The organism is Kitasatospora sp. NPDC058048 (assembly GCF_042885555.1).
In the GTDB taxonomy this organism is placed as follows: Bacteria; Actinomycetota; Actinomycetes; order Streptomycetales; family Streptomycetaceae; genus Kitasatospora; species Kitasatospora lactacystinica.
The window spans coordinates 1-24947 of sequence record NZ_JBHVRT010000030.1 but is presented as its reverse complement, the minus strand read 5'-3'; the positions used below and the strand labels follow the sequence as shown (position 1 = coordinate 24947).

18 protein-coding genes are annotated in these 24947 nt (G+C 74.3%); 4 read left to right on the top strand and 14 right to left on the bottom strand.

The annotated features are described in order from the left end of the window. Positions 1-251 precede the first annotated feature (251 nt). From ald to ACFVVA_RS27950, 4 genes are all read right to left on the bottom strand, one after another. Positions 252-1367 (bottom strand): alanine dehydrogenase, encoded by a 1116-nt coding sequence (ald, locus tag ACFVVA_RS27965; RefSeq protein ID WP_387693583.1) that lies wholly within the window; start codon positions 1365-1367, stop codon positions 252-254. Positions 1368-1627: 260 nt separating this feature from the next. Continuing rightward, the gene (locus tag ACFVVA_RS27960; protein ID WP_387693582.1) at positions 1628-3952 is read right to left on the bottom strand and encodes an AAA family ATPase; all 2325 of its coding nucleotides are present in this window, start codon (positions 3950-3952) and stop codon (positions 1628-1630) included. A gap of 342 nt (positions 3953-4294) precedes the next feature. Then, a complete protein-coding gene (locus ACFVVA_RS27955) occupies positions 4295-4942 on the bottom strand; it encodes an NUDIX domain-containing protein (RefSeq protein WP_380348098.1) in 648 nt (215 codons plus the stop codon). Positions 4943-5076: 134 nt separating this feature from the next. Further along, positions 5077-6756: a CTP synthase gene (locus ACFVVA_RS27950; protein ID WP_359899194.1), complete on the bottom strand. Its 1680-nt coding sequence runs from the start codon at positions 6754-6756 to the stop codon at positions 5077-5079. 720 nt (positions 6757-7476) lie between these two features. Here ACFVVA_RS27950 and ACFVVA_RS27945 point away from each other — a divergent pair. After that, positions 7477-9477, top strand: a complete 2001-nt coding sequence (locus ACFVVA_RS27945; RefSeq protein ID WP_387693581.1) for a glycoside hydrolase family 15 protein — start codon at positions 7477-7479, stop codon at positions 9475-9477. 53 nt (positions 9478-9530) lie between these two features. On the opposite strand, the gene ACFVVA_RS27940 is transcribed toward ACFVVA_RS27945, so the two are convergent. The 3 genes from ACFVVA_RS27940 to ACFVVA_RS27930 form a co-directional block, all read right to left on the bottom strand. Further along, on the bottom strand, positions 9531-10709 hold the full coding sequence (locus ACFVVA_RS27940) for a glycosyltransferase family 4 protein (protein WP_387693580.1): 1179 nt from the start codon (positions 10707-10709) through the stop codon (positions 9531-9533). A 166-nt stretch (positions 10710-10875) separates the two neighbouring features. Beyond that, positions 10876-12609, bottom strand: coding sequence for a DNA repair protein RecN (recN, locus tag ACFVVA_RS27935; protein WP_387693638.1), 1734 nt, complete (start codon positions 12607-12609; stop codon positions 10876-10878). Between the two features lie 88 nt (positions 12610-12697). Further along, positions 12698-13318 (bottom strand): YitT family protein, encoded by a 621-nt coding sequence (locus ACFVVA_RS27930; protein ID WP_387693637.1) that lies wholly within the window; start codon positions 13316-13318, stop codon positions 12698-12700. A gap of 210 nt (positions 13319-13528) precedes the next feature. On the opposite strand from ACFVVA_RS27930, the gene ACFVVA_RS27925 reads away from it, so the two are divergent. Continuing rightward, positions 13529-15028, top strand: coding sequence for a PLP-dependent aminotransferase family protein (locus ACFVVA_RS27925; protein ID WP_387693579.1), 1500 nt, complete (start codon positions 13529-13531; stop codon positions 15026-15028). A 181-nt stretch (positions 15029-15209) separates the two neighbouring features. Here ACFVVA_RS27925 and ACFVVA_RS27920 read toward each other — a convergent pair whose 3' ends face one another. The 4 genes from ACFVVA_RS27920 to ACFVVA_RS27905 all read right to left on the bottom strand — a co-directional run bounded on the left by ACFVVA_RS27920 (position 15210) and on the right by ACFVVA_RS27905 (position 18122). Next, positions 15210-16115, bottom strand: a complete 906-nt coding sequence (locus ACFVVA_RS27920; protein ID WP_387693578.1) for an NAD kinase — start codon at positions 16113-16115, stop codon at positions 15210-15212. 93 nt (positions 16116-16208) lie between these two features. Continuing rightward, positions 16209-17015, bottom strand: a complete 807-nt coding sequence (locus ACFVVA_RS27915; RefSeq protein ID WP_387693635.1) for a TlyA family RNA methyltransferase — start codon at positions 17013-17015, stop codon at positions 16209-16211. Between the two features lie 35 nt (positions 17016-17050). After that, complete coding sequence (locus ACFVVA_RS27910) at positions 17051-17284, bottom strand: hypothetical protein (protein ID WP_387693577.1); 234 nt, start codon at positions 17282-17284, stop codon at positions 17051-17053. Continuing rightward, entirely contained in the window at positions 17268-18122 is an 855-nt protein-coding gene (locus ACFVVA_RS27905) for a hypothetical protein (protein WP_387693576.1), read from the bottom strand. Before ACFVVA_RS27905 ends, ACFVVA_RS27910 begins: the two co-directional genes overlap by 17 nt. A 199-nt stretch (positions 18123-18321) precedes the next feature. Here ACFVVA_RS27905 and ACFVVA_RS27900 point away from each other — a divergent pair, with 199 nt between their 5' ends. Beyond that, a complete protein-coding gene (locus tag ACFVVA_RS27900) occupies positions 18322-18669 on the top strand; it encodes an SCP2 sterol-binding domain-containing protein (protein ID WP_387693575.1) in 348 nt (115 codons plus the stop codon). 118 nt (positions 18670-18787) lie between these two features. Here the strand turns inward: ACFVVA_RS27900 and ACFVVA_RS27895 are convergent, their stop codons facing one another. Further along, positions 18788-19825 carry an HAD-IIA family hydrolase gene (locus ACFVVA_RS27895; RefSeq protein WP_387693574.1) on the bottom strand — a complete coding sequence of 346 codons (1038 nt, stop codon included), beginning with the start codon at positions 19823-19825 and terminating at the stop codon, positions 18788-18790. Between the two features lie 156 nt (positions 19826-19981). Then, positions 19982-20680, bottom strand: coding sequence for a tetratricopeptide repeat protein (locus tag ACFVVA_RS27890; protein WP_387693573.1), 699 nt, complete (start codon positions 20678-20680; stop codon positions 19982-19984). Positions 20681-20772: 92 nt separating this feature from the next. Here ACFVVA_RS27890 and ACFVVA_RS27885 point away from each other — a divergent pair, with 92 nt between their 5' ends. Next, positions 20773-22143: a DUF1015 family protein gene (locus tag ACFVVA_RS27885; protein ID WP_387693572.1), complete on the top strand. Its 1371-nt coding sequence runs from the start codon at positions 20773-20775 to the stop codon at positions 22141-22143. A 102-nt stretch (positions 22144-22245) separates the two neighbouring features. Here ACFVVA_RS27885 and ACFVVA_RS27880 read toward each other — a convergent pair whose 3' ends face one another. Beyond that, positions 22246-23166: a hypothetical protein gene (locus ACFVVA_RS27880; RefSeq protein WP_387693634.1), complete on the bottom strand. Its 921-nt coding sequence runs from the start codon at positions 23164-23166 to the stop codon at positions 22246-22248. Positions 23167-24947: the final 1781 nt, after the last annotated feature.

Sequence of the window (24947 nt, the reverse complement as noted above, 5' to 3'; positions counted from 1 at the left end):
CTCTAGGCCGTTCAAGGCGTTCGCAGCAACACAATCCACGGTAGTGGGCAGGATGTGTCGAGTATCGAGCGGGCTGCTGTCAAGGGATGAGAGGGTCACCGGCCCCAACGTTTCTGCGGGCGGGTGACGTGACCGACAGATATTGACGACAGAGCGACCTGCCCGGTCGACCCGCTGATCACGGGCACGGCGAAGCCCCCGGCCCGAAGGGATCGGGTCGGGGGCGAACGACCGCCGGGCGGTCAGGGGGTTCAGGCGAGCACGCTCTCCAGGGAGACCGACTCCAGGCCGAAGGCCTCGGCCACGGCCGGGAAGGTGATCTGGCCCTCGTGCACGTTCAGGCCCTTGGCGAGCGCCTCGTCGCGGCGCAGCGCCTCCTTCCACCCGCGGTTGGCCAGCTCCAGCACGTACGGCATGGTGGCGTTGGTCAGCGCGTAGGTGGAGGTGTTCGGGACGGCGCCCGGCATGTTGGCCACGCAGTAGAAGACCGAGTTGTGGACCTTGAAGGTCGGGTCGTCGTGCGTGGTGGCGTGCGAGTCCTCGAAGCAGCCGCCCTGGTCGATGGCGATGTCGACGAGCACGGAGCCCGGCTTCATGCGGGAGACCAGCTCGTTGGTGACCAGCTTCGGGGCCTTGGCGCCCGGGATCAGCACGGCACCGACGACCAGGTCGGCCTCCACGACGGCCTTCTCCAGCTCGAAGGCGTTCGACACGATGGTCTTGACCTTGGTGCCGAAGATGCGGTCGGCCTCGCGCAGCTTGTTGATGTCGCGGTCCAGCAGGGTCACCTCGTAACCCATGCCGACGGCGATGGTGGCCGCGTGCCAGCCGGAGACGCCACCGCCGATGACGACGGCCTTGGCCGGGTGGGTGCCGGGCACGCCGCCCGGCAGGGTGCCGCGGCCGCCGGCCGGGCGCATCAGGTGGTACGAGCCGACCTGCGGGGCCAGGCGGCCCGCGACCTCGGACATCGGGGCGAGCAGCGGCAGCGCGCCGTTCGGCAGCTGCACGGTCTCGTACGCGATGGCGGTGGTGCCCGAGGCGACCAGCGCGTCGGTGCCGGCCCGGTCGGCCGCCAGGTGGAGGTACGTGAAGAGGGTCTGACCCTTGCGCAGCCGGTGGTACTCGGAGGCGATGGGCTCCTTGACCTTCAGCAGCAGGTCGGCGGTGGCCCACACCTCGTCGGCGGTGGGGAGGATGGTGGCGCCGGCGGCCACGTACTCCTCGTTCGGGATCGAGGAGCCGACACCGGCGTTGTCCTCGATGTAGACCTCGTGTCCGTTACGGACCAGCTCATGCACGCCGGCGGGCGTGATGGCCACGCGGTACTCGTGGTTCTTGACCTCGCGGGGGATGCCGACCTTCACGGGTGAACACGTCCTCTTGCCATGGGGGTCCCGACCGGAGAAGACCGGTGGGCGACGCGCACGTGGGGAAGCCTCCGGGGCAGCCCGGGGCGGGATCGCTGCGCGACTGAGTCCGAGTGTAATGAAGCCCAGTCGGCGTGTCAGCCTTCCAAAGTGAATAATTTTCCCGCACACATTGGCAGGTTCGTAGGCTTCCCCTGCGACTTACCCGCCAAAGACGTCCCAACCGGGCATCTTCGACAATACCTCCGAAATGCCTATCACCACCCGGCATCCACGCGTTCCCGCAGGTCCGCGAGGGCCCCGCCGACGGCCTCCCGGCCCCGCTCGTCGCCCAGCCGGCGCAGCACCGCGAGCGCGGCCCGGTACTCCCGGTCGGCCTCGTCGAAGCGGCGCTGCGCGGTGTGCGCCTCGGCCACCCGGGCCAGCAGCCGGGCCTCGGCCGCGTGGTCCCCGAGGGCCTGCCGCAGGCCGAGCGCCCGCCCGTACCAGTCGGCGGCCCGCACCGCGTCGCCGAGCGCCCGGTGACAGTTGGCGGCGCTCTCCAGGGCCCGGGCGCAGAGCGGCTCGTCGTCGGCCCTGCGGGCGTGCTCCAGGGCGGCCCGGTAGTGGACGGCGGCCGGCTCCCAGCGGCCCGCCGAGGCCTGGAGGTCGCCCAGGTTGAGCAGCGCGGCCGAGGCCCGGCGGGGCCGGCCGGCGCGCTCGGCGACGGTCAGCACCAGCTCGTGCAGCCGGTAGAGGTCGGTGGGGGCGGCGGCTCCGGTCAGCGGCAGCGTCCGCAGCAGCGCGGTGACCAGCCGCCCGGCCGAACCGTCCAGGTCGCCCTGGCCGATCGCGTCGGCCACCGCGCCGAGCAGCAGCTCCCGCTCGCCGAGCAGCCACTCACGGGCGTGCGCGGCCGACCGCAGCCGCAGCGGGGCGGGCAGCGGCTCCGGGACGGGGCCGACCGCCGGGTCGAGCAGCGCGCGGGCCGACTCGGTGAGCCGGACCATCCGCTCCAGCAGCCGGGCCCGGGCGAGCTCGGTCTCGGTGGGCCGGTCCTCCTGCTCGCGCAGCCGGACCAGCCGGGGGTACAGCCGCCCGGGCACCCGGTAGCGCGCGGTGCCGTCGGCGGCCGGCGCCTCCTCGCCGAGCAGCTCCCGCTCGGCGAGCGCGGCCAGCGTCACGGCCGCGTCCGGTACCGGGCAACCGACCAGCGCGGAGGCGGTGCGCGGGTCTGCGGTCTGCGCCGGGGCCAGGGTGAGGGTGCGCAGCATCCGCGCCTGGGCGGCCGGCAGCCCGCGGTACAGCAGGGTGAACGCGCCGAGCAGCGGGTCGTTGTCGGGGACGGGCACCGGCTCGGCCGGCTCCGGGCCGGGCTTCACCCAGGCCGCCGGATCACCGGCCGACTCCCTAACCGCGGCAGCGGAAGCGGCAGCGGCACCGCGAGAGACAGCCGCACCGGCACCGGGAGCGGACTCACCGGCCCGGCCCTGCGTCGCCGCCGTCCCCGTCCCCGTCCCCGGGACCGCCTTCCCCGGGACGGGCTTGCCGGTCCCCTGCTTGCCCGACGGACCCGACGCCGCCCCGACCGCCCCGGTGGCCCCGCTCACCCCGGTGGCCCCGGTGGCCCCGGCCGGAGCAGCCCCGGAGGACCTCGCCGCCCGCTCCCGCTCCCCTTCCCTCTTCCCCGGTGTTCTCCCCGGCCCCTTCTGCTTCTCCCTCTGCTTCTCCCTCTGCTTCTCCCTCTCCTTTTCCTTCTGCCTGTCCTTCTCCTCGACCCCGGCACCCGCGGCAGGGTCCACCGAAGCCGCTGTGACCGTCGTCTCCTCCCCCACCACCCGGTTGAGCTCGCGCGCCGCATCGGTGACCGCGATCTTCGGGTTCCCGCGCAGCCACCCCGCCATCAGCCGCAGTGCGGCCGGCCGGGCGGCGCAGGCCTCGGCCAGGTCGGCACCGCCGACCGGGTCGCAGGAGATCCGGGTGCCGCCGACCAGGTCGGCCAGCAGCTCGCCGGAGGCCTGCCGGTCCAGCCCGCCGAGGATCACCGGGTCGATGTCCTCGATCCCGGTGAGCGGTCCGGCCGTGGTGGCGAGCACCAGACAGCCAGGCTCGTCGGTCAGCAGCGGCCACACCTGCCCGGCGTCCCGGACGTCGTCCAGCACGAGCAGCACCCGCAGCCCGGCGAGCGCCTCGCGCAGCGCCGCACAGCCCGGTTCGTCCCGCCCGTCCTCGCCGGCGCCGGGCAGCGGCACGACGGCCTGCGGGTCGAGCTGTTCCAGCAGCAGCCGGGCGGCCCGGGCCGGCGGCACCCGGCCGCCGTCCGGGGCGGACAGCCGTACGAACAGCACGCCGTCCGGGTAGTCGGCGGCGACGGTACGGGCGAAGCGGGCCGCCAGCACGGTCCGGCCGGAGCCGGGACGTCCGGCCAGCACCAGCACCGGGCAGCGTCCGCTCGCCGGGCGGGCGGCGGCCGCCCGCAGCGCGGCCAGCTCGGCGCGCCGCCCGACGAACAGCGCGGGCGCGGCCGGCAGCCGCTCAAGGCCCGGGACGGCCCCGGCGGGCGCGCCGGGGCCGGGGTCCATCGTCGCCGTCTTCCTCGCCACCCGTGCCACTCCCGACGTCATCACGCGCTCGGCATCCGACGCTCGGCATCCGGTGCCCAGCCTCCGGAGCTCAGCGGAGGCGGCCCGGGACGGGCGCCCTGTCTGCGAAGCGTAGTTCGACCGTCCGGCTCAGCCGAGGTGACATCCGGTCGTACGAATCGGCAAATCACCCCAACGACTCAACGCACGGCGGCCGGCCGTCCCCCGACCGGCCCTCTCGTCCCCCGTCTGCCATCCCGGACCCGGACCGGCCACCCCGCCCCGTCCGACCCCGCCCCCCGGAGCCCGACCGGCCGGCCCGGACCCCGACCGCTCGCCGTCCCGAACCTCGACGGGACCGCCTCAGGCCTCGAAGGGACGGGCCGGCCAGGGCGAGTCCGCCGGGCGCAGCGCGTCCAGCCCGTCCGGGCCGGTGAGCGCGGCGTGCACCGCGAGGGTGCCGGTGACCAGGGTCGGGTTGTGCAGCTTCCCGGCCTGGATCAGCCGGATCAGTTCCGGCACCGGCACCCAGGCGACCTCGATCTCCTGCTCCTCGCCCTCGGCCGCGTAGCGCTCGCCCTCGGCCGGCGCCAGGTCGGTGGCCAGGAACATCCGCAGCGCCTCGTCGGTGCCGCCCGGGGAGGTGTAGTAGTCGGCGAGGATCCGCCAGGTGCCGGCCTTGCAGTACGCCTCCTCGTACAGCTCGCGCTGCGCGGCGCGCCACGGGTTCTCGCCGGGCACGTCGAGCAGGCCGGCCGGCAGCTCCCACAGCCGCTGGCGCACCGGGTGGCGGTACTGGCGCAGCACCAGCACCCGCTGCTCGTCGTCCAGGGCGAGCACCGAGACGGAGCCGGGGTGGGTCTGGTAGTCGCGGCGCGCCCAGCTGCCGTCGGGCATCCGGACCTCCTCGCTGCGCACCCCGGTGACCTTGCCCTGGAACGGCGTTCCGCTCTCCCGGACCTCCCACTCCTCGGCCACGTCGAAGATCCCCTGGCGGCCCTGCTCGTCCATCGTTCTCCCCTTTTCGTCAGTACGACACAATCTAACGCCGAACGGCGGCCCCGCGGGAATCGCGGGGCCGCCGTCGGGTGAACGAGCGCTGTCGACGACCGCAGCCGACGACAGCCGACTGCGACGACCGGGGACTACTCGGAGGCCGCGGTCTTGATCTCGATGGCCGCCTTGACCAGGCCCGCGAACAGCGGGTGCGGGCGGGTCGGGCGGGACTTCAGCTCCGGGTGGGCCTGGGTGGCCACCAGGTAGGGGTGCACCTCGCGCGGGTACTCGACGTACTCGACCAGGTCGCCCTTGGGCGAGAGGCCGGAGAACACCAGGCCGGTCTTCTCCAGGTCCGCGCGGTAGGAGTTGTTGACCTCGTAGCGGTGGCGGTGGCGCTCCTCGACGTACTGCTCGCCGTCGTAGACCTCGCGGACGATCGAGCCCTCGGCGAGCTTGGCCGGGTACAGGCCCAGGCGCATGGTGCCGCCCAGGTCGCCCTTGCCGTCGACGATGGCCAGCTGCTCGGCCATCGTGGAGATGACCGGGTGCTTGGCGGCGGCGTCGAACTCGGTGGAGTTGGCCTCAGGCAGGCCGGCCAGGTTGCGGGCCGCCTCGATGACCACGCACTGCAGGCCCAGGCACAGGCCCAGCAGCGGGACCTTGTTCTCGCGGGCGAAGGTGATCGCGCCGACCTTGCCGTTGACGCCGCGGTCGCCGAAGCCGCCGGGGATGCAGATCGCGTCGACGTCGCCGAGCTGCGCCCGGGCGCCCTCGGGGGTCTCGCAGTCGTCCGAGGTGACCCACTTGATCTCGACCCGGGCGTTGTTGGCGAAACCGCCGGCGCGCAGCGCCTCGGTCACCGACAGGTACGCGTCCGGCAGGTCGATGTACTTGCCGACCAGGGCGACCTTGACGATGTGCTGCGGCTCGTGGACGCGGCGCAGCAGGTCGTCCCAGGTGGTCCAGTCCACGTCGCGGAACGGCAGGTCCAGGCGGCGCACCACGTAGGCGTCCAGGCCCTCGCCGTGCAGCACCTTGGGGATGTCGTAGATCGACTTGGCGTCGATGGCCGCGACCACGGCCTCCTCGTCCACGTCGCACATCAGCGAGATCTTGCGCTTGATCGCCTGCGGGACCTCGCGGTCGGCGCGCAGCACGATCGCGTCGGGCTGGATGCCGATGTTGCGCAGCGCGGCGACGGAGTGCTGGGTGGGCTTGGTCTTCAGCTCGCCCGAGGGGCCGATGTACGGCAGCAGGGAGACGTGCACGAAGAACACGTTGTCCCGGCCGACCTCGTGGCGGACCTGGCGGACGGCCTCCAGGAACGGCAGCGACTCGATGTCGCCGACGGTGCCGCCGACCTCGGTGATCACCACGTCGACGTCCTCGGTCGCCATCCGGCGGATCCGGGACTTGATCTCGTTGGTGATGTGCGGGATGACCTGGACGGTGTCGCCCAGGTACTCGCCGCGGCGCTCCTTGGCGATGACGGTCGAGTACACCTGGCCGGTGGTGACGTTCGCCGAGCCGTGCAGGTTGGTGTCCAGGAACCGCTCGTAGTGGCCGATGTCCAGGTCGGTCTCGGCGCCGTCGTCGGTGACGAACACCTCACCGTGCTGGAACGGGTTCATGGTGCCCGGGTCCACGTTGAGGTACGGGTCGAGCTTCTGCATCGTCACGCGCAGGCCGCGGGCCTTGAGCAACGCGCCGAGGCTGGAGGCGGTGAGCCCCTTTCCGAGAGAAGAGGCGACACCCCCGGTGACGAAGAGGTGCTTGGTCGTCACGGCGCGGCCGTTCGCTGCCTTGCCGGAATGGGGCTGTGCCAAGAGGGGGCTCCCGTGGGTCGCGTGTCGAAGCAGACGTGGGCGGGAGGCTCGGGGTTCGCCGGGCGACGGAGGCCGGCTCGGTGCGCGGCGCTCGTTGGGTCGTCGGTTCGGCTGGTCCGGGGCGTTTGATCCCGCCGGTCCACGGGATACCAGGGTATCAGCGACCGGACCCGAACGCCGTTCCGGGCCGAGCGCGCCTCCCCGGGGGCGCGCGCGCGGGGCGCACCACCGGCGCATCACGCGCCACAGATTTCACACCGGTCGCACAACCCGCCGGACCGGGCCAGAGCGCGGTATCCGTCCGGACCATCGCGGCTCATCCGGCCGGACCAGCCGGAGGTGATCCTTCCGGACCATCCTGCGCCGCGCCCTCGCGATGCACGGCATTTCCGCCGAATTGCGGCGCCACACCGGGCTGCGCCCGCGTGCTTCGCCCCTTTCGTCCGTCGTAAGCTGCTCGGACGCATCGCCGACAGCACGAGCACGCGGAGGGCGTGGGAGGGTCAGGACACTCCCGGTCCCCGATGCGCGACCGGACCTCCCCGTATTCCAGCCCATCCCCACCCACTCCAGGGGCTCGACCGAGCCCCGCGGACACTCCAGCAAGGCCTGCCACCACCCCCGGCAGGCCGGACGTCCCGGGGTGGACCTCCGGCCCCGCAGACCGCTCGCTCCCTCCGCTCGCCGATGCCCTGACCACATTGCGAACTGGAGATCCACGTGGCCGGCCGTATCGAGGACTACGCACTCATCGGGGACATGCAGACCGCTGCCCTGGTCAGCAGGGACGGGGCGGTGGACTGGCTCTGCCTTCCCCGCTTCGACTCGCCGGCCGTGTTCGCCGGCCTGCTCGGCACCGATGAACACGGCTTCTGGCGGATCGGCCCGGCCGAGGCCGTCCTGACCGAGGTCCCCGCACCGGCCGCCGCCACGCCCCCCGCCGACGCGGGCCGGGCCCGCATCGCCGACACCGCCGACCTGCGGGTGCCCCCGCCCACCGCCGCCGCCCCCGCCGTTCCCGCCGACCGCCGCCGCTACCGGGGCGACTCGCTGGTCCTGGAGCAGGAGTGGGACACCGACGGCGGCACCGTCCGGGTGATCGACTTCATGCCGCCGCGCCCGCTGGCCGGCAAGGACGCCGTCCCCCAGGTGATCCGGATCGTCGAGGGCGTCACGGGCACCGTGCGGATGCGCTCGGCCGTGCGGATGCGTTTCTCCTACGGCCGCATCGTGCCCTGGGTGCACCGCGTCGAACAGGCCGACGGCGGCCACCGCACCGTCGCCGTCGCCGGCCCCGACTCGGTCTGGCTGGACGGAGAGGCCGAGACCTACGGCCGCGACCTCACCACCTACGCCGACTTCACCGTCACCGCCGGCGAGCGGATCGCCTTCGCCCTCACCTGGCAGGCCTCCCACCTCGACCCGCCCAGGCCCCCGGACGCCGAGGGGATGCTCGACGCCACCGCCGACTTCTGGCACGAGTGGGCCGACCAGTGCACCTACCAGGGCCCCTACCGCGAGGCCGTGATCCGCTCCCTGATCACCCTCAAGGGCCTCACCTACGCCCCCACCGGCGGCATCGTCGCCGCCCCCACCACCTCCCTGCCCGAGGACATCGGCGGCGAACGCAACTGGGACTACCGCTACACCTGGCTGCGCGACGCCGCCATCACCCTCTCCTCCCTGCTGCGCACCGGCTACCGCGAGGAGGCCCGCGCCTGGCGCGAGTGGCTGCTGCGCGCGGTGGCCGGCGACCCGGAGAACCTCCAGATCATGTACGGCATCGCCGGCGAGCGCGAGCTCACCGAGTCCTCGCTGGACTGGCTGCCCGGCTACGAGGGCTCCCAGCCCGTCCGGGTCGGCAACGGCGCCGCCGGACAGCTCCAGCTCGACGTCTACGGCGAGGTCGTCGAGGCCCTGCACCTAGCCCACATGACCGGCCTGGTCCGCAACGACCACGCCCACCACCTCCAGCTGCGCCTGATCGACTACCTGGAGGAGCACTGGCAGGAGCCGGACGAGGGCATCTGGGAGGTCCGCGGCCCGCGCCGGCACTTCGTCCACTCCAAGGTGATGGCCTGGGTCGCCGTCGACCGGACCATCAAGCTGCTGGAGCAGACCCCCGAGGACGAGCCCACCGGCGGCCACCTGGAGCGCTGGCGCGCGCTGCGCGCGCTGATCCACGCGGACGTCTGCGAGAAGGGCTACGACCCGGAGCGCAACACCTTCACCCAGTACTACGGCGGCAAGGAGCTGGACGCCTCGCTGCTGCTGATCCCCCAGGTCGGCTTCCTGCCCCCGGACGACAAGCGCGTCATCGGCACCATCGAGGCGATCCAGCGCGAACTGTCCACCGAGGACGGCTTCGTCCTGCGCTACCCGACCCACGACGAGAGCGGCAACAACGTCGACGGCCTCTCCGGCCACGAGGGCGCCTTCCTCGCCTGCTCGTTCTGGCTGGCCGACGACCTCGCCATGATCGGCCGGGTGCAGGAGGCCCGCGAACTGTTCGACCGGCTGCTGGCGCTGCGCAACGACCTGGGCCTGCTCGCCGAGGAGTGGGACCCGCGGCTCAAGCGCCAGGTCGGCAACTTCCCCCAGGCCTTCAGCCACGTCCCGCTGATCGACACCGCGCTGCGGCTGACCGCCTGCGGCGCCGCGTACCTGTCCGCCCAGCCGGACGGCCCGGCCGCCGACCGGGTCGAACGGGCCACCGTCTGACAGGCCACGGTCCAGCGGGCCACCGTCCGGCGGGCCACCGCCCGGAAGCCGGTCTAGCCGCGCTGCACCAGCTCGTCGTAGGTGCTGAGCACCTGGGCGACGGTGGCGGCCTCGTCCGGCCAGGTCTCGGCCTGCTGCCGGCCGGCCGCCACCAGCTGCTCGCGGCGGGCCGGGTCGGCCAGCAGGGCGCGCACCGCGCGACCGAGCGCCGCCGGGTCGCCGGAGGGCACCAGTACGGCGGCGTCGCCGACCAGTTCGGGGATGCCGCCGACGGCGGTGGCGACCACCGGCACGCCGGCCCGCATCGCCTCCTGCACCACCAGCGAGCGGGCCTCCCAGCGGCTGGGGATCACCACCACGTCGGCGGCGGCCAGCAGGTCGGGCACGTCGGTGCGGTAGCCGAGCAACCGCACCGGCAGCTTCTCCGCGGCCGTCCGCTCGCGCAGCACGCCCGCCTCCGGGCCGTCCCCGGCGAGCAGCACCAGCGGCTCCGGGTCCAGCGCGGACAGCTCCCGGGTGGCGTCCAGCAGCACTCCGAAGGCCTTCTGCGGGACGAGCCGGCCGACCGCCAGCACCAGCGGGCGGTCCGGGTCCGCGCCGAGCAGCGCGGTACGGGCCTCGGTGCGGGCGAGCTGCCCGTCGGGCATCGGCGGGGCCGCCACCGGGCCCAGCCGGGCGTCGGTGGCGCCCAGTTCACGGGCCCGGGCGACGAGGTCGGAGGAGGCGCCGAGAACCAGGTCGGCGGCGCGCGCCACCCGGCGCTCCATCAGCCGCTGCAGCCGGCGCTCCATCCCGGTGGCCAGCAGCGCGTGGTGCGAGGTGACCACCAGCGGGGTCTCCGGGCGCAGGCCCGGGAAGCGGCCGGCGGTGCGCAGCGCCAGGTCGGACAGCAGCCCGGCGCGCAGCCCGTGGGCGTGCACCACGTCGGCGCCGGTGAAGGCCCGGCGCAGCTCGCCGATCGCGGTGGCGTCGCTGCGGGCGCCCGCAGTGGGGGTGATGTCGACGGTGTGGAACCTGGCACCCGTGCGGGAGAAGCCGAACAGCGCGTCCGCGCCGGCCGGCGCGCAGACCGTGACGTTCACTCCGTGCGCGACCAGGCCCTGGGCCAGGGAGCGCACGTGCGCACCGATGCCGCCGGTGCTGGCGGCCAGGACGAGTACCACGTGCAGCTGCCCCGGTTCGGGGACGGCCGCGGTGGCCCGGGCGGCGGAATGGTCCACGTCGTCTCGCATCCGACTCGATCAGGTTCGCGCGCCGCCTCGCGAGGATTGCCCGCCCGGCGGCGCTCGGGGCTGGAAAGCCAGTGTCCAGGCGCCACCATGCCAGGTCGGCGGCCCTCTTGGACAGTCGGCGCCACGGGGGCGCGTCGCCGGGGTCCGAGGGGGCCGCCGGCGCCGGCTAGCGGCGGCGCGGGGCCCGCGCGGCGGCCAACAGTTCCTCGGCGTGGGCGCGGCCCAGCTCCGAGTCCTCCAGGCCGGCCAGCATCCGGGAGAGTTCGCGCACCCGCTCCTCGTCGTTCAGCACCTTGACGCCGCTGCGGGTCACGGTGCCGTCGTTGGTCTTCACCACAACCAGGTGCCGGTCGGCGAACGCGGCGACCTGCGGGAGGTGGGTGACCACCACGACCTGGGCGGACTCGGCCAGCTTGGCCAGCCGGCGGCCGATCTCGACCGCGGCCTTGCCGCCGACGCCCGCGTCCACCTCGTCGAACAAGTAGGTGGGGACGGGGTCGGCGCCCGCGAAGACCACCTCGACGGCGAGCATCACGCGGGACAGCTCACCGCCGGAGGCGCCCTTGGCGATCGGGCGCGGCTGGGCGCCCGGGTGCGGGGCCAGCAGCACCTCCACCTCGTCCACGCCGTGCGGACCGTAGGCGACGGTGCGCCCGCCGACCTCGATCCCGGCCAGGTCGTCGACCTGGCCGATCGCGAAGGTCACCCGGGCGTGCGGCATGGCCAGCTCGGCGAGTTCCGCGGAGACCGCCTCGGCGAACCGTCCGGCCGCGGCGTGCCGGGCCCGCGAGACCTCGGCGGCCAGCTCGGCCAGCTCGGCCCGCAGCTCGGTCTCCCGGGCGCCGAGCTCGTCGATCCGGTCGTCGTCGCCGTCGAGTTCGGCGAGCCGCACCGCCCCGGCCTCGGCCCAGGCGATCACCTCGGCGAGCGAGTTCTCCTCGCCGCCGTACTTGCGCAGCAGCTGGGCCAGTACGGCCCGGCGGTCCTCGACGGCGGACAGGCGCACCGGGTCGGCGTCCAGGTCGTCCGCGTAGCCGGCCAGGTCGCCGGCCACGTCGGCGAGCAGGTAGCCGACCTCGTTGAGGCGGTCGGCCAGGGCGGCCAGCCGCTCGTCGTGGTGGCGCACGGCGTCCAGGGCCCGGCGGGACTGGGCGAGCAGGGTGCCCGCGTCCAGCGCCTCCGGGTCGACCGGGTCGCCGGCCAGGGCGGCGTGGGCGAGGGTCGCGGCGGAGGACAGCGCGTCGGCGTGGCCGAGCCGCTCGGCCTCGGCGGCCAGCTCCGCGTCCTCGCCGGCCACCGGTTCGGCGGCGGCGATCTCGTCCAGGCCGAAGCGCAGCAGATCGGCCTCCTGGGCGCGCTCGCGGGCCCGGGTGGTCAGCTCCTCCAGAATCGCGGAGACCTCGCGCAGGACGCGGTAGGTCTCCCGGTAGCGGGCCAGCGGCCCGGCCACCGAGGCGCCCGCGTACCGGTCCAGCGCGCCGCGCTGGCGGGCCGGGCGCAGCAGGCGCTGCTGGTCGGTCTGGCCGTGCACGGCGATCAGGTCCTCGCCGAGCTCGGCGAGCAGCCCGACCGGGACGGACCGGCCGCCGACGTGCGCCCGGGAGCGGCCCTCGGCGGAGACGGTCCGGCTGATCAGCAGCGCGCCGTCGTCCAGTTCGGCCCCCGCCTCGATCGCGCGGACCGCCGCCGGGGAGTCGGCGGGCAGCTGCAGCCGGCCCTCCACGACGGCGCGTCCGGTGCCGTTGCGCACCAGGCCCGGGTCGGCGCGGCCGCCGAGCAGCAGGCCCAGGCTGGTCACGACCATGGTCTTTCCGGCGCCGGTCTCACCGGTCACGGCGGTGAAGCCGGGGGCGAGTTCGACCACCGCGTCGTCGATGACCCCAAGATCCCGTATCCGCATCTCGTCCAACACGGAGACGACCTTACGAGGTTCCGCCCCCGGCGCGCGACGAGCGACAACGGCGCGCGGCAACTCCGTGCCCGGAAGTTCATCCCTTCCGGGGGTCCCCGGCGGCCACCGGCACGGTGCACCAGCGCAGGAAGAGCTGCGCCATCGGGCCGATGGCCAGCGCGTACGCGACGGTGCCGACCCCGGCGGTGCCGCCGAGCAGCACACCGGCGGTGAGGACCGTCACCTCGATGCCGGTCCGCAGAAGTCGCAGCGAACGGCCGGTGCGCCGGTGCAGGCCGGTCATCAGGCCGTCGCGCGGGCCGGGGCCGAGCCGGGCGCCGATGTAGAGGCCGGTGGCCAGGCCGTTGAGGACGATCGCCCCGGCCGACAGCGCGATCCGGACGGGCAGGGCGCCGGGCTCTCCGACGACCCGCAGGGTGAGGTCCATGGCCGCGCCGATCAGCAGCACGTTGGCGACGGTGCCCAGGCCGGGGCGCTGGCGCAGCGGGATCCACAGCAGCAGGACGAGGGCGCCGCAGATCGTCACCCAGGCGCCGACCGACAGCCCGACGGTGCGCTGCAGGCCCTGGTGCAGGACGTCCCAGGGGTCGAGGCCGAGGCCGGAGCGGAGCATCAGCGCCATGCTCACGCCGTACAGGACGAGGCCGGCGAACAGCTGCGGTATCCGGCGGCCGAGGGCGTGGGTGTCGCCGAACACCCGGACGGCGAGGCTCCGCCCGGGGGCCGGTGCGGGGGTGGTGGTGGCGGCCGATGTCGGTGTGGTCGTGGTGGCCAAGGCTTGCTCCTGCGGTGGTGCTGCACCACCGGGACTCCCGGTGGTGGCGGCCGGCACGGCCGCCCTGCCATGATGGCCAGTCCAAAGCGGCCTGCTCCAGGGCCAATCTCTAGCAAGTGGACTTATTCAGCCATGGTCGACTGGCACACCACCGTCACCCCGCCCGCCCTGGCGCGGCTGCTCGCCACCGCCCGGCTCCCCGAGCCGGCCGCCGCCCGCCGCCCCGCCTACCGCACCCTGGCCGGGCAGATCCGGCTGCTGGTCACCGAGGGCCGGCTGCCGGTCGGCGCCCGGCTGCCCGCCGAACGCGAACTGGCCACCGCCCTCGCGATGAGCCGCACCACCGTCGCCACCGCGTACGAGACCCTGCGCGGCGACGGCTACCTGCGCAGCCGGCGCGGCGCGGGCAGCTGGACCGCCCTGCCCGAGGGCGCCCCGCCGCCCAGCGAGGCCCTGCACCCCGTCCCCCCGGACGAGCAGAGCCGCATGCTGGACCTCGGCGTCGCCGCCCCGCCCGCCCCCCAGCCCTGGGTCGGCCAGGCCGCCGCCCGGGCCGTCGAACAGCTGCCGCACTACGCCGCCGGGCACGGCCACTACCCCACCGGCGTCCCGGTGCTGCGCGAGGCCGTCGCCCGCCGCTTCACCGAACGCGGCCTGCCCACCACCCCCGACCAGATCCTGATCACCACCGGCGCCATGGGCGCCCTGCACCTGCTCCAGCGGGCCCTGATCGGCCGCGGCGACCGGGTCGCCGTCGAGGCGCCCAGCTACGCGAACACCCTGCAGGCACTGCGGCTGGCCGGCGCGCGCCTGGTCCCGGTGCCGTACGCCTGGACTCCGCGGCCCACCTGGGACCTCGACGAGTGGCGGCGGGTGCTGCGCGGCGCCGGCCCCAAGGTCGCCTACCTGATCCCGGACTTCCACAACCCGACCGGCACCCTGATCGACGAGGAGCAGCGCCGCGAACTGCTGGCCGCCGCCCGGACCGCCGGAAGCATCGTGCTGGCGGACGAGACCACCGCCGAACTCGGCTGGGGCGTCCCGCCCTCCACCCCGCTGCCGCGCCCCATGGCCGCACTGGACCGCTCCGCCCAGGTGGTCACCGTCGGCTCGGCGGGCAAGCTGCTCTGGGGCGGTCTGCGGATCGGCTGGGTCCGGGCCGCGCCGGCGCTGGTGCGCCGACTGGCCACCGAGCGGGTCTACAGCGACGTCGGCACCCCGGTGCTGGACCAGCTGATCGCCGCCGAACTACTGGGCGAACTGCTGCCCGACGTCCGGGAGCACCAGCTGACCCGGCTGCGGGCCACCGCGCGGGCCTTCGCCGCCGCCCTGCCCGAACGGCTGCCCGACTGGAGCTTCACCATGCCGACCGGCGGTCTCTCGCTGTGGGTCTCCACCGGCGCCCTGTCCGGCGCCGCGCTGGCCCGGGCCGGGGAGCGCGGCGGGGTCCGGATCGCCTCGGGCAACCGCTTCGGCTCGGACGGCGCCTTCGAGCACCACATCCGTCTCCCGGTCACCGTGCCCGCCGCGACCGTCCCCGCCGCCGTCGAACGCCTCGCCGCCCTGGCCGCCCAGGCGGCGGCCGACGGACGGCTCGAACCGGCCGACGAGGCCCAGCCGCTGGCGGTCTGACGGCTCAGCCAACGAGGCCCAGCCGCTGGCGGCCTGACGGTGCGTCAGGGGCATGCGATCGGCCGGTGCGCGGCCCGGGGCAGGCGAAAGCCCCTGGCGCGCACCGGCCTCGGCGCATCCGGACCAGCCGCGGCCGACCGCCCGCCGGCCTGCCGGTCCGCCGATCTCCTGCTGAGAGGTGCTAGCAGTGGCCGGCCCGGCCGCGCCAACCCGTCACCGGCAGCGCGAACTTGGCCACCAGCCGGTCGGTGAACGGCGCCCGGTGCAGCCTCGCCAGCCGCACCGGAGTCCGGCCACGGCGGACCTCCACCCGCGCCCCGGCGGGCAGTTCGACCGAACGCCGCCCGTCGCACCAGAGCACACCGTGCGGGGTCTTGGGCTGCACCTCGACCGCCAGCACCGACTCCGGCGAGGTCACCAGCGGGCGGGCGAACAGCGCGTGCGCGGAGATCGGCACCATCAGCAACGCCTCCACCTCCGGCCACACCACCGGCCCGCCGCCGGAGAACGCGTACGCGGTGGAGCCGGTCGGCGTCGCGCACACCACGCCGTCACAGCCGAAGTTGGAGACCGGGCGGCCATCCACCTCGGTCACCACCTCCAGCATCCGCTCCCGCGCCGCCTTCTCGATCGAGGCCTCGTTCAGCGCCCAGTCCTCGTGGACCACATCGCCGTTGGTGCGGACGATGACATCGATCGTCATCCGCTCCTCGACCTCGTAGTCGGCATCCACCACCCGCTCCACCACCACGGCCAGGTCGTCCCGCTCGGCCTCGGCGAGGAAGCCCACCCGGCCCAGGTTGATCCCGAGCATCGGCAGCCCGTGCGAGCGCGCCAGCTCCGCCCCGCGCAGCAGCGTCCCGTCCCCGCCGGCCACCAGGATCAGCTCGCAGCCGTCCGCCGCCCCGGGGCCCTCCGCCACCTTCTCGACGCCCTCCGGCAGGTCCAGGTCGACCGCCTCGGCCTCCAGCAGTCTGATCCGAAGGCCCGCCTTCAGCAGCCCGTGCACCAGGGCCTCGACGCTGCGCAGCGCCGCCTCCCGGCCGGTGTGCGCGATCAGGAAGACCGTACGTTCTTCATCGCTCATGCCGCTGCCCTCTCCCTAACGCCTGCCGGGTCGCCCTTGGCCCCGGTGCGGCCGCGCCATACGGCATGACGGGCCGGACGCTCGCAAGGCACCCTACCGGGGCCCCTCGGCCACGGCCCGGTCCGCCTCCGCGGGGTCCAGCTGCGGGGCGTCCCGGCGCAGCCAGAGGAAGTACTCGACGTTGCCGGACGGCCCCGGCAGGGGGCTCGCGGTGACCGCGCGCACGCCCAGCCCGAGCTCCCACGCCTGCCCCGCGACCTGGCGCACCATCTCGGCGCGCAGCTGCGGGCTGCGCACCACGCCGCCGCTGCCCAGACGCTCCTTGCCGATCTCGAACTGGGGCTTGACCATCAGCACCAGGTCGGCGTCCCCGGCCGCGCAGGAGGCGAGGGCCGGGAGCACCAGGCCCAGCGAGATGAACGACAGGTCGCCCACCACCAGGTCCACCGGGGTGCCGCCGATCAGCTCCGGGGTCAGCTCGCGCACATTGGTGCGGTCCATCACGGTGACCCGGTCGTCGCTCTGCAGCGACCAGGCCAGCTGCCCGTACCCGACGTCCACCGCCAGCACCCGCGCGGCCCCGGCCCGCAGCAGCACGTCGGTGAAGCCGCCGGTGGAGGCGCCCGCGTCCAGCGCCCGGCGGCCCTCGACCACCAGGCCCTGCGGCACGAAGGCCGCGAACGCGCCGGCGAGCTTGTGGCCGCCGCGCGAGACGTAGTCGGGGTCGTTGTCGTCCTTGGCCACCACGACCGCCGCCGAGGTCTCCACCTGGGTGGCCGGCTTGGTCGCGGTGGTGCCGCCGACGGTCACCCGGCCGGCCGCGATCAGCTCGGACGCGTGCTCACGCGATCGGGCCAGCTTGCGGCGGACCAGTTCCGCGTCGAGTCGGCGTCGTGCCACTGCCACTGCTGTTCAGCTCCTACGGATCCTGCGGGTCATTCCTGATCGAGCGCGGCCAGTGTGTCGACCAGCCGCTGGTGAACATCTTCGTACACCGCGACGTGTGCCTCGGCCGGGACCCCGTCCAGAGCCTCCAGCCGGGCCAGGCCGGCGTCCACTCCGGGGTGGCCGGTGAGGACCGGCTCGACGCCCAGCGGCTTCACCAGGGCGATCATGTCCGACGCCCCGGCGTCCCGGACGGACTCGGGCGGTTCACTCGTCCCGGGCATCGGGCTTCTTCGTGCTGGTGGCCTTGCGGACGGTGGTCTTCCTGGTCGCGGCACGCTTCGCGGGCGTCCCGGACCGGGTGGCGGCCTCGGACCGGGCCTCGGTCTGCTTGGCGGTGGCGGTCTTCTTGACGGTCGTCGTCTTCTTCTTCGCGGTGGCCTTCCCGGCCGCCGTCCCCTTCCCGGCCGTCCCCGTCGTCGCCGGCTTCTCGGCCGCGCTCTTCCTCGCCGTGCTCTTCTTGGCGGCGCTCTTCTTCGCCGGGCCCTCCCCGGCGGAACTCTCCTCGGCCACGGGCGCCTCCGGCGGGACCGGGGCGGCCCGGGACACGGGCGGAACCGGTGGATCGACCTCGACCGGCTCGTCCACCTCCACCCGCTCGGCGACTATCGGCTCCCCCGTCGCCGGGACCGCCGAGCGCTCCTCCTCGAACTCCCAGCCGCGCCCGAACAGGTCACCGGCCCGCGGCGCCGGCACCGGCTCCTCGGCCTCGTACGACCCCGGCCCGGACCCGGCCACCGGGGCCTCCTCCTCGACCTCGCGCAGCTTGGTCTCCAGGTACGCCAGCACCACGCCGACCTTGGTCACCTGGTCGCCGACCTTCTCGAAGACCTTCTCCGCCTCGTTGCGCGCCACACCGACCGCCAGGTCCGCCCCGGCGCGCCCGGCGGTGACCGCCTCCCCGGCCAGGGTCTGCAAGGTCTCCACCGACGGCGGGAACTGACCACCCAGCCGACGCTCGACCTCGGCGACGTCCACCCCGGCCTTCTCCAGGATCGAGGTCGCCGTCCCGACGACCAGCTTGCCGACCTCCTCGACCACTCCGGCGGCGGTCTCCACCACTCCCCGAATCGTCCTCGGCAGCATCCGGGTGCCTCCCAATCGCGTACGCGCGTCGCTCCGTCGCCCTCAGTACCCGGGCCGTTCCGGGCACCCCACGGACGACGTCCGGGCACCCCACGGACGACGCTACCGCCAAAACCCGCCTGAGGTACCGTGGCCCGCAGTCAGCACCGTAGCGACCGGGGGAGGGAGCCGCCCCGTGGCGAACGCCGAGGAGTGCCGGGAGGCACTGGAGCAGCTCAGCCGGAACATGGCGAAGTCCACCGGCGACGTCCGCAAAGCCGCGGCCCTCGACCGTTCGCTCAGCTGCCGGATCACCGACCTCGACCTGACCTTCACCGGGCGACTGCACGACGGCCGGATCCAGGACATGGTGGTCTCCCCCGGCGCCCCGGCCGGGAAGGCGGAAATCCGGCTCACCATGACCAGCGACGACCTGGTCGCACTGGTTGGCGGGCGGCTCGGCTTCGCCTCCGCCTGGGCTAGCGGCCGGGTCAGGCTGGAGGCGGGCTTCCGCGACCTGCTGCGACTGCGCACCCTGCTCTGAGCCGGGCCGCCGAACCGGTCCCGAGTTCGGCCACCGGGCCCGTCCCGGATTCGGCCCGGATTCGGCCGTCGGACCCGGCGCTGCCGAGGGCGGCCCCGGGTCGACCGGCGACCTGTTCTCAGAACCCCAGATCGGCCAGCGCCTTGCGGCCGTCCACCGGCGCGCCGCCCGCGTCCAGCACCGACCACGCCGCCGCGCACAGCGCCCGCAGGCCGTCCCAGCGGTCCCCCGCCCCGGACAGCCGCAGCACACCGGCCTCGACGCCCGCGACCCAGCCGCCGCACCCGAAGCCGCCGTCCACGGCCGCCACCGCGGGGTGAGGGACGAGCAGTCCACGCAGGTCTGCGGCCAGGTAGGTCGGCCGGTGCTCGACCGGGGCCGCCAGCAGCAGCTCCGGCGTGGTCACCCCGGTGAACACCAGCAGGCTGTCCACCCCGCCGTTGAACGCGCCCTCGATGTCGGTGTCCAGCCGGTCCCCGACCACCAGCGGACGCTCCGCACCGGTACGCAGCACGGTCTCCCGGTGCATCGGCGGCAGCGGCTTGCCCGCCACCTCCGGCTCCACCCCGGTCGCCGCCCGCACCGCCGCCACCAGGGTGCCGTTGCCGGGCGCGATGCCACGGGCCCTCGGCACCGTCAGGTCCAGGTTGGACGCCACCCACGGCAGACCGCTCTGCACGGCGTACGAGGCCTCCGCCAGGTCCGTCCACCCCACCGAGGGGTCGAAGCCCTGGACCACCGCGAGCGGACCGTCGGCCAACGAGCGGACCGCGACCAGCCCCAGCTCGGCCAGCGCCTCCTCCAGTCCGAGCCCGCCCACGACCAGCACCTTCGAGCCGGCCGGCACCTTCTCGGCGACCAGCCGGGCGGCGGCCTGGGCCGAGTTGATCACGTCGGCCGGCTCGGCCGGAACGCCCAGCTCGGTCAGGTGCTCGGCCACCACCCGCGGCGGGCGGGAGGCGTTGTTGGTCACGTAGGCGAGCCGCATCCCGGCCGTGCGGGCGGCGTCCAGCGCGTCCACGGCGTGCTCGATCGCGTGCGCGCCCGCGTAGACCACGCCGTCCAGGTCCAGCAGCGCGGTGTCGTACGCGTCGGTCAGCGGCCGCTCGCTGCCGCCGGGGGCGGTCCGTCGCACGGGGGTGGCCGTCTCGGTCATGGCTGCGCTACCTCATTCACTGCGTCGTCGTTCACTGCGTCGTCCGCGCCGCACGTCCTCGTGCGGCGCGGCTTCCGTCACTCGTGCGTGGCGGAGCCCGTCACGGCGTCCGTCACCCGTCCGTCACGGCGTGCGGCCGGTCCTCGCGCCGGCCGGTCAGGCGCCGTCGTCGGCACCGTTGCCCGTGCCGGCGTCGTCCGCCGGCCCTCCGGTCGGGCCCTCGGCACCCGCCGGGGGCGCCGCGTACCCGGGTGCTCCCGGCAGCAGCGGGCCGTACGCCCCGGCCCGGGCCGCCAGGGTCGCCCGGGTCTGCCGTAGCGCCTGCCGGTAGTGGTCGCTCTCCGGCCGCATCGCCACGGCCAGCGCCAGGTGCTCGGCGGAGGTCTCGAAATCGCCCAGCCGGGCCGCCGCGACGCCCCACCCGAACTGAGCGTAGTCGTCCGCCGGGTCGGCGAGCGCCACGGCGCGGAAGTTCCCCAGGGCCGCCGCGTACGAGCCCGCGTCGAACTGGGCCCGCGCCAACGCCTCCCGGATGCTGCGCGAGTGCGGCTCGGCCGCCACCGCCCGGGCGAGCAGCTGCTCGGCGGCCGCCGGATGCCCCTGTGCGAGCAGCTGGGCACCCCGACGGAACCAGTCGTACACATCCCCGGCGGGCTCCCCGGAACGGCTCTGCCGCGGCACTCCGCCGGCCCCGGTACCGTCGACCCCCGCGCCGCCGCCCGGTGTTTCGTCGCCCGGTGCACGGCCCGGCATGCCACCGGCCGGAGCATCCCCGCGGGTGGCACCGACCGGCCCGACCGGTCCGCCCGACTCGACCGGGCCGCCGCCGTCCACCCGTTCCTGCCCGTCGTCCATGCCGTACCTCGCCCTCGGTCGCACACCCGGCCCACGACTCGGCACGGGCATTCCGATCTCTCAACAACGCGTACCCGGTTACGATGCCCAGAATGAGCACACCCAGTGCAGAAGACGGAGTCGAGACTCCCGAGGGCGGCCCCGGTGATCCCGGGCACGTCGCCACCGCCGGCCTGTCCCTGTCCCCCTTCCGCGGCCTGCGCTACGTCCCCGACCGGGTCGGCGCCCTGGCCGCGGTGATGTCCCCGCCGTACGACGTCGTGGATCCGGGCCGCCGGCTCGACCTGGAGACCGCCGACCCGCACAACGTGGTCCGGCTGATCCTTCCCAGGCCCGAGCCCGAGGACGCCGGCGACCGCCCCGACCGCGACACCCGCTACCGGCACGCCGCCCGGCTCCTGGCCGCCTGGCAGCGCGAGGGCATCCTGGCCGCCGACCCCGAGCCCGCGCTCTACGTCTACGAGCAACGGGTGCCGGCCACCGACGACTCCCCCGAACTGCTCCAGCGCGGCCTGATCGGCGCCCTCGCGGTGAGCGGCCGCGAGGGCGGTGTGGTGCTCCCGCACGAGGACGTGATGCCGCGGCCGGTCGCCGACCGGGTCGGCCTGATGCGCACCACCCGGGCCAACCTGGAACCGCTGCTGCTCACCTACCGGGGCAACGGCGGCGCCTCCGGCGTGATCGAACGGACGGTCGAGCGCGAGCCACTGCTCTCCACCGCCACCAGCGACGGCACCCACCACCGGCTGTGGGCGGTCACCGACCCCGCCGAGATCGCCGGGATCAGCCGCGACCTCGCCACCTGCCGGGCGCTGATCGCCGACGGCCACCACCGCTGGGAGATGTACCTGCGCCTCCAGCGCGAGCACCGCCACCTGCCGCGCAGCCCCTGGGACCGCGGCCTGGTACTCCTGGTGGACACCGCCCGCTACCCGCTGCGGGTCCGCGCCATCCACCGCGTGCTGTACCGGCTGCCGGTGGCCGAGGCACTGGAGCGGCTCGGCGACCAGTGGAAGGTCAAGGAGGTCCCCGGGCCGCTGTCCGCCGCGCTCCAGGCCCTCGCCGAGCAGAAGCGGCACGGCGGAAACGGCTTCGTCCTCACCGGCGGCGACGGCGTCTACTGGCTGCTCGGCGAGCCCGAGGAGTCCCTGCTCGACGCCACCGTGCCGCAGGGGCGGCCCGAGGAATGGCGCCACCTGGACGCCACCGTCCTGCACGCCACCCTGCTGGACCACACCTGGCACGTCCCCGACGGCCCGGACGACATCGGCTACCTGCACACCGCCGTGGCCGCCGAGCAGGAGGCCGCGCGCACCGGCGGCACCGCCGTCCTGCTGCACCCGGTCCGGGAGTCGGTGGTGAGACGGCTGGCCGAACAGGGCGTCACCATGCCGCGAAAGTCCACCTCCTTCGGGCCGAAGCCGGCCACCGGGCTGGTACTGCGCAACCTCGCGCTGGGCTGACGACGCCGCCGGCCCGGACACGGCCCGGAACGCCGTGAGGCCCTGCCGTTCCCCGGGATTCCGGGGAACGGCAGGGCCTCACGGCGTTGCCTGGGGAGCTGCTCAGCTCTTGTCGGCGGCAGCCTCGACGTCGGCCTTGGTGTCGGCCTTGGTGTCCTGGACCTCCTGGACGCGCTCGGGGACGACGCCGTCGAAGTCCTCGTCGATCTCGAGGTCGTCGGCGTCGTAGAACTCCTCGACGTCCTCCTCGTCCTCGAAGATCACGCGGTCGTCGGCGTTGTCGCCGCCACCGCGCTTCTTCGCCGGCGCATCCGTCGACTCGGTCTCGTCCTCGGCCAGCTCCGGGTCGAGCGTGTCGATGAACTCCACGCCGTCGATCTCGGCCAGCCGCTCCGAGGCGTTGGTGGTGCCGTCGGTGTCGGCCTCGGCGGCCTTGGCGAACCAGTCACGGGCCTCGTCGGCCCGGCCGGCCGCGATCAGGGCCTCGGCGTAGGCGTACCGCAGGCGCGCGGTCCACGCGTGCACGGCGCTGGAAGCCAGCTCCGGGCTCTGCAGCGTCACCACGGCAGCGTCGAACTGCTCCATGTCGCTGCGAGCACCGGCCGCCACGAGACGCATCTCGACCTGGCCGGCCTTGTCCAGCTGCTTCACCTCGGGCTCACCAGCCATCGCCAGCGCCCGCTCCGGGCGGCCCAGACCGCGCTCGCAGTCGGCCATCACCGGCCACAGGTCCGCCCGGCCGGTCATCCGACGGGCGGCGCGGAACTCGGTCAGCGCCTCGGAGTAACGCTGCGTCATGTACGAGGCGAAACCGGCCGCCTCACGGACCGCAGCCACGCGGGAGGCCAGACGGAGCGCGACGCGCGAGTACTGGTAGGCCTCCTCCGGCTCGCTGTCGAGCATGCGGGCCACCATCACCAGGTTGCGGGCGACGTCGTCCGCGAGAGTCTTCGGCAGGCTCTTGAGCTCCTGACGCACGTCCGCGTCCAGCTCGAAGCCGGTGATGTCCTCCGGGATCGGCAGACGCTTGACGGGCTCGTAGTTGCCCCGGCGGTCGTCGTAGTCCCGACGGTCACTGCCGCGGTCGTCACGGTCCCGACGGTAGCCGCCACTCGGGCGGTCGTCACGGCGGAAACCACCGCGGTCGCCGCCGCGGTCGTCACGGCGGAAGCCGCCACGGTCGCCACCGCGGTCGTCGCGGTCACGGCCGTAGCCACCACCGGAGGGGCGGTCGCCGCGGTCACGGTTGAAACCGCCGCCGGACGGACGGTCGTCACGACGGAAACCACCGCGGTCACCGCCACGGTCATCACGGTCACGGCCGTAGCCACCACCGGAGGGGCGGTCGTCACGACGCGGACGGTCGTCACGGTCGTCACGACGGAAACCACTCGGGCGGTCGTCACGGTTGAAGCCGCCGCCGGAGGGACGGTCGTCGCGACGGAAGCCGCCACCGGTCGGGCGGTCGCCGCGGTCACGGTTGAAGCCGCCGCCGGACGGGCGGTCGTCGCGACGGAAGCCACCACCGGAGGGGCGGTCGCCGCGGTCACGGTTGAAACCGCCGCCGGACGGGCGGTCGTCGCGACGGAAACCACCGCGGTCGCCACCACGGTCGTCACGGTCACGGTTGAAACCGCCGCCGGACGGGCGGTCGTCACGGCGGAAGCCGCCACGGTCGCCACCGCGGTCGTCGCGGTCACGGCCGTAGCCACCACCGGTCGGGCGGTCGCCGCGGTCACGGTTGAAACCGCCGCCGGACGGACGGTCGTCGCGACGGAAACCACCGCGGTCACCGCCACGGTCGTCACGGTCACGGCCGTAGCCACCACCGGAGGGACGGTCGTCCCGACGCGGACGGTCGTCACGGTCGTCACGACGGAAACCACTCGGGCGGTCGTCACGGTTGAAACCACCGGAGGGACGGTCGTCGCGGCGGAAGCCGCCACCGGTCGGGCGGTCGCCGCGGTCACGGTTGAAGCCACCGCCGGACGGGCGGTCGTCACGACGGAAACCACCACCGGAGGGGCGGTCGCCGCGGTCACGGTTGAAACCGCCGCCGGACGGACGGTCGTCACGACGGAAACCACCGCGGTCGCCACCACGGTCGTCACGGTCACGGTTGAAACCGCCGCCGGACGGACGGTCGTCACGACGGAAGCCGCCACGGTCGCCACCGCGGTCGTCGCGGTCACGGCCGTAGCCACCACCGGTCGGGCGGTCGCCGCGGTCACGGTTGAAACCGCCGCCGGACGGACGGTCGTCGCGACGGAAACCACCGCGGTCACCGCCACGGTCGTCACGGTCACGGCCGTAGCCACCACCGGAGGGACGGTCGTCACGACGGAAACCACCGGAGGGGCGGTCGTCGCGACGGAAACCACCGGACGAACGGTCGTCACGGCGGTCATCGCGACGGGCGCCGCCACGGTCGTTGGACCAGCCCCCGCGGGACCGGGGCTCGTAGCCTCGGCCGTCGTCCGATCGGCGCTCGGGACGGTCCTGGGGCTCGTTCGACATCGTGGTGACTCCTTCTGCTGCTTCAGCTCCACCGCGGACGGACGGAGCATGCGACTCTGCTCCCGCCACGCGGTTTCGACGCCGGCCTGCTGGCCTGCGTACCTTCTCCATTGTCCGGCATGCCAGGACCGTCCGCGTCTGGGCGGAAGTCCCGTTTTGCCGGTCTTCTTCACGTTCGCAAAACACAAAAAGGCCGCGGCCCCAGCGAATCGCTGGGGCCGCGGCCTTGAATAATTGTTCGGCGGCGTCCTACTCTCCCACAGGGTCCCCCCTGCAGTACCATCGGC

What these genes read in the sequence shown, in the direction of transcription:
- ACFVVA_RS27955 (WP_380348098.1), bottom strand. Translation starts at nt 4,942, where the DNA reads ATGGACGAGCAGGGCCGCCAGGGGATCTTCGACGTGGCCGAGGAGTGG.
- ACFVVA_RS27940 (WP_387693580.1), bottom strand. Translation starts at nt 10,709, where the DNA reads ATGCGAGACGACGTGGACCATTCCGCCGCCCGGGCCACCGCGGCCGTC.
- recN (WP_387693638.1), bottom strand. Translation starts at nt 12,609, where the DNA reads ATGCGGATACGGGATCTTGGGGTCATCGACGACGCGGTGGTCGAACTC.
- ACFVVA_RS27925 (WP_387693579.1), top strand. Translation starts at nt 13,529, where the DNA reads ATGGTCGACTGGCACACCACCGTCACCCCGCCCGCCCTGGCGCGGCTG.
- ACFVVA_RS27920 (WP_387693578.1), bottom strand. Translation starts at nt 16,115, where the DNA reads ATGAGCGATGAAGAACGTACGGTCTTCCTGATCGCGCACACCGGCCGG.
- ACFVVA_RS27910 (WP_387693577.1), bottom strand. Translation starts at nt 17,284, where the DNA reads ATGCCCGGGACGAGTGAACCGCCCGAGTCCGTCCGGGACGCCGGGGCG.
- ACFVVA_RS27895 (WP_387693574.1), bottom strand. Translation starts at nt 19,825, where the DNA reads ATGACCGAGACGGCCACCCCCGTGCGACGGACCGCCCCCGGCGGCAGC.
- ACFVVA_RS27890 (WP_387693573.1), bottom strand. Translation starts at nt 20,680, where the DNA reads ATGGACGACGGGCAGGAACGGGTGGACGGCGGCGGCCCGGTCGAGTCG.
- ACFVVA_RS27885 (WP_387693572.1), top strand. Translation starts at nt 20,773, where the DNA reads ATGAGCACACCCAGTGCAGAAGACGGAGTCGAGACTCCCGAGGGCGGC.